We start from the raw sequence: 3716 nt of genomic DNA, 5'->3' as shown, positions 1-3716 counted from the left end.
GGGGCGGCCCGGACGGGGCCGGGGCGGCCCGGACGGGGCCGGGGCGGCCCGGACGGGGCCGGGGCGTGCCGGTCAGGCGAGCGGAAGCGCGTGCAGCACGTCGTCGTGGCCGGCGTAGATCCGGTGGTCGTCGGCGGCCAGCGACCAGACGTCCACGCCCGGCCCCGAGTCGCGGAACGTCCACCGCTCCTCCCCGGTTGCGGCGTCGAGTGCCTGGACGCCGGAGGCGGCCGGACCGGGGACCAGGAGGAGCCCGCCCGCCACCAGCGGGCGGCTGCGCCGGTCCAGCCGGAACGGCAGCCAGACGTCCCAGAGCCGCTCCCCGGTGGCGAGGGCGTGGGCGGTCACCAGGCCGCTGTCGCGCGGGACGAAGACGGTGCCGCCGGAGGTCACCGGCGGCAGGCAGCGGCTGGAGTCGGCGGGGCCGGGCTCGACCGACCAGTGCGGCGTCCCGTCGGCCACCCGCAGCGCCCGGACGGCGCCGGGGTGCCGCGGGACGTAGACGTGCTGCTCGTCGGCCACCGCCCAGCCCAGGCCGACCTCCGTGGGCACCTCCCAGAGCCGCCGCCCGGTGGCCGTCTCCAGCAGGACGAGCCGGCCGCCGCCGGTCGAGGTGTCGAGGAGGGGGATCCGGCCACCGGCCGGGGTCGCCGGGGAGAACGGCCGTTCGGCGCCGGTCGAGGCCCGGGACCAGAGCACCGCCCGGTCCGGGTAGCGCACGGCGAACAGGTTGCCGGTCCCCAGGAAGGGCCGGGATTCGGCCCGGCCGAAGACGATGTCGCCGTCGGCGCCGAACAGGGTCGCGCTGGTGCCCAGCTCCTCGGCCAGCGGCAGGCTCCACTCCGCGGCAGGCTCGACGAGGTGGCGGGAGTCGAGGTGGCCCGGCGAGGCGGTGAACAGCCGGTCGCCGGAGACGACCACCCGCAGGCCGGGCAGGTCGGTGTCGCTCGGCCAGTCGGACCGCGGCGCGTCGACGGCCAGCGTGCGCAGCACCGAGCCGGTGGCGGGGTCGAGCACCTGCAGGCCGGCGCGGGAGAGGAACAGCGGCCGCGCGGGGCGGTCGCCGAGCCGTTCGGGCGTCATCCCCTCGGGCCCCCGGTACGACCAGAGCGGCGCCGGCCCGCTGAGCCGGGTGGGCTGCGGCTTCGGCGCCGGCTCCCGGGCGTCGCCGCCCGAGCGGCCGAGCGCCCAGGCCGCCGCACCCGCCGCGAGGACCCCGGCCCCGCCGAGCAGCAGCCGGCGCCGGCCGAGCCACCGCCCGTCGTCGTCCCCGCGGCCACCGCCGATCACGTCGGCCGGTGCCACCGGTGCTCCCTCGGCCTCGCCGTCCCACTGCCAGGAGGCCGCCTCGGCCGCGTCGGTCCGCCCGGACGCCGGGTGCTGCATCTCCGTACTCGATTCCCCCTGGGCAGCCGCCGTGCTGCACCTTCCGACGGAGGATATCCGAGCGGCGCCCGGTCGTTCGCAGGCGCCCGGGCGCTCCCGGCTCCGGCGGGCCCGCCGGACGCGCCTGCGGACGGCCCTCGGCTACGCCTCCTCCGGCGGGTGGTCGGCGAGGTCGGCGATGACCTCCGCGTGGCAGGGGAGGGGGACGCACCAGCAGCCCAGGCGGCGACCGCGCAGCCCGGGGAGGAGGGCGAGCAGCTCGGGGCGGTCGAGGAGGTACGCGCGGTAGCGGACGAGCATCTCCTCGCGGGTGAGGTCGGGACCGGGCCGGTACGGGCAGTGCAGCGGGGACTCTGCCAGGTGCCAGCCGCCGCGGTGCACGGCGCGGCCGACGTACACCACGTCGGCGTAGTCCGGGTCGTCGCGGTGGCCCTTGAGGTTGACCACGGTGGTCGGGCCGGGAGGGGGCGGCATGCCCCCATGCTGGCGCAGCCGGGACGGACGGGCACCCCGGGGCGGCGGGGGCTCGCCTTGACAGTCCCTTGACCCCGGCGTAGCAAGAGAGGATGCGCCAGGGTGTGCCGGCGGACCCGTCCGGTCCGCAGCCGACCGCTCGTGCCCGGGCGACGCGTCCCGACCCGCACCGTCCGCGGCGGAGCGACGCCGCCGCCCGGGCCGCCCACGAGCGGGACTCCCTGCTGGCCACGACCGCCCGCAACACGCTGGAGAGCACCGGCGCCTACGGCGCGCTGGTCTACCTGCGCTCGCGTGACCGCCGCTCGCTCGTGCTCTGCACCATCGCGGGCGTGCCGCTCTCGCTGATGAGCGCGTTCCGCCGGGTCGCCGCGGCGGGCCCGATGCCGGTGGCGGTGTGCTACCGGACCGGGCGGACGATCACGCTGTCCGACACCGAGGACACCATGCGGCGCTTCCCGCAGCTGGCCGTCGGTCTGCCCTACGACTACGCCTCGGCCTGCGTTCCGGTCCGCAGGGGCGAGGCCCGGTACGGGGTCGTGAGCGCGCTCTGGCCCTCCTCCGACGACGGGGTGCCGGAGGAGGCGCGGTCGCACCTGCGGAAGGCGGCCGACCGGCTGGCCGCCGGACTGGCGCAGCTGGAGGAGGCCGGGTACCCGATCGAGCCCAACGGCGACACCGCGGTGGTCGAGCTGGCGCCCCCGGGGCCGCCCACCACCCGGGTCGGGCTCTTCGACTGGAACGTGGCCACCGGTGCGATCTCCGCCGACGACCAGTTCTGCGAGATCCTCGGCCTCGCCCCCGCCGAGTTCGACGGCCGGGCGGCCAGCCTGACCACCCGGATCGCCCCCGGCGACCTGCCCGAGTTCCGCGCCGCCGCCCGGGCCGCCCTCGACCACGGCCGGATGCTGGCCGCCCGGGTCCGGGTGCTGGACCGCGACGGCCACCACTACCCCGTCGAGCTCTGGGCCCGCGTCCCCGAGGGCGTTCCCGACGGGCGTGCCCACCTCGTCGGCGCCGTCCTGGACACCCGCACCGGCACCGCCGCCGCGGCCGCGGTCGAGCGGCTGCACGACGGCGTCTTCTCGCTCGACCCCGACGGCCGGATCACCTACGCCAACCGCAGCGTCGAGCTGCTGCTGCGCGCCCGCCGGGAGGACCTGGTCGGCCACCACCCCTGGGAGGTGCTGCCCTGGCTCTCGGACCCGGTCTACGAGAACCGCTACCGGGCCGCCATGCTCTCCCAGCAGCCCACCGCCTTCCTGGCCGCCCGACCGCCGGACGACTGGTTCGCCTTCTCGCTCTACCCGGACGCACACGGCGTCACCGGCCGGGTGGTCGCCGCCGAGCCGCCGCCGGGCCGCACCGGGAAGCCGACCGAACCCGAGCCCGACCTCGGCGCCCGCCCCGGCGTCGGCGGCATGTACCACCTGCTGCAGCTCGCGAGCGCGCTCAGCGAGGCCGTGACCGTCCGCGAGGTCTGCCGCGCCGTCGAGGAGCAGATCCTGCCGGCCTTCGGCGGCCAGGAGCTCGCCATCTACGCCGTCCGCGACAAGCGACTGCACCTGATCTCGCAGAGCGGGTACCCCGACGGCTTCCTCGACCGCTTCGAGGGCACCCCGACGGGTGCCCGGGTGCCCGGGGCCGAGACGCTCAGCACCGGCGCGCCGATCTTCTTCGAGAACGTCCACGCCCTCGCCGCCGCCTACCCGGGGATCGCCCTCGACGAGATGGGCGCCTGGGCGTTCCTGCCGCTGATCGCCTCCGGGCACCCCGTCGGCAGCTGCATCATCGGCTTCGACGAGCCCCGCGCGTTCACCGTGGAGGAGCGCGGACTGCTCACCGGCCTCGGCGGG

The 3716-nt window shown here is 77.4% G+C and carries 3 protein-coding genes; 1 reads left to right on the top strand and 2 read right to left on the bottom strand.

Annotated features, from left to right (window positions below; translation table 11 throughout):
* Positions 1–72 precede the first annotated feature (72 nt).
* Entirely contained in the window at positions 73–1386 is a 1314-nt protein-coding gene (locus MCM47_RS44420) for a PQQ-binding-like beta-propeller repeat protein (protein WP_238864687.1), read from the bottom strand.
* 141 nt (positions 1387–1527) lie between these two features.
* A complete protein-coding gene (locus MCM47_RS44415; RefSeq protein ID WP_238864686.1) occupies positions 1528–1860 on the bottom strand; it encodes a DUF4326 domain-containing protein in 333 nt (110 codons plus the stop codon).
* Between the two features lie 92 nt (positions 1861–1952).
* Here MCM47_RS44415 and MCM47_RS44410 point away from each other — a divergent pair.
* A partial coding sequence (locus tag MCM47_RS44410; RefSeq protein WP_238951695.1) for a GAF domain-containing protein occupies positions 1953–3716 on the top strand: 1764 nt, incomplete at its 3' end.

This window comes from Kitasatospora sp. A2-31 (assembly GCF_022288725.1).
Taxonomy (GTDB): Bacteria; Actinomycetota; Actinomycetes; order Streptomycetales; family Streptomycetaceae; genus Kitasatospora.
The sequence above is the reverse complement of the archived record's forward strand: the minus strand, read 5'-3'. Positions and strand labels throughout refer to the sequence as shown.

What these genes read in the sequence shown, in the direction of transcription:
- MCM47_RS44420 (WP_238864687.1), bottom strand. Translation starts at nt 1,386, where the DNA reads ATGCAGCACCCGGCGTCCGGGCGGACCGACGCGGCCGAGGCGGCCTCC.
- MCM47_RS44415 (WP_238864686.1), bottom strand. Translation starts at nt 1,860, where the DNA reads ATGCCGCCCCCTCCCGGCCCGACCACCGTGGTCAACCTCAAGGGCCAC.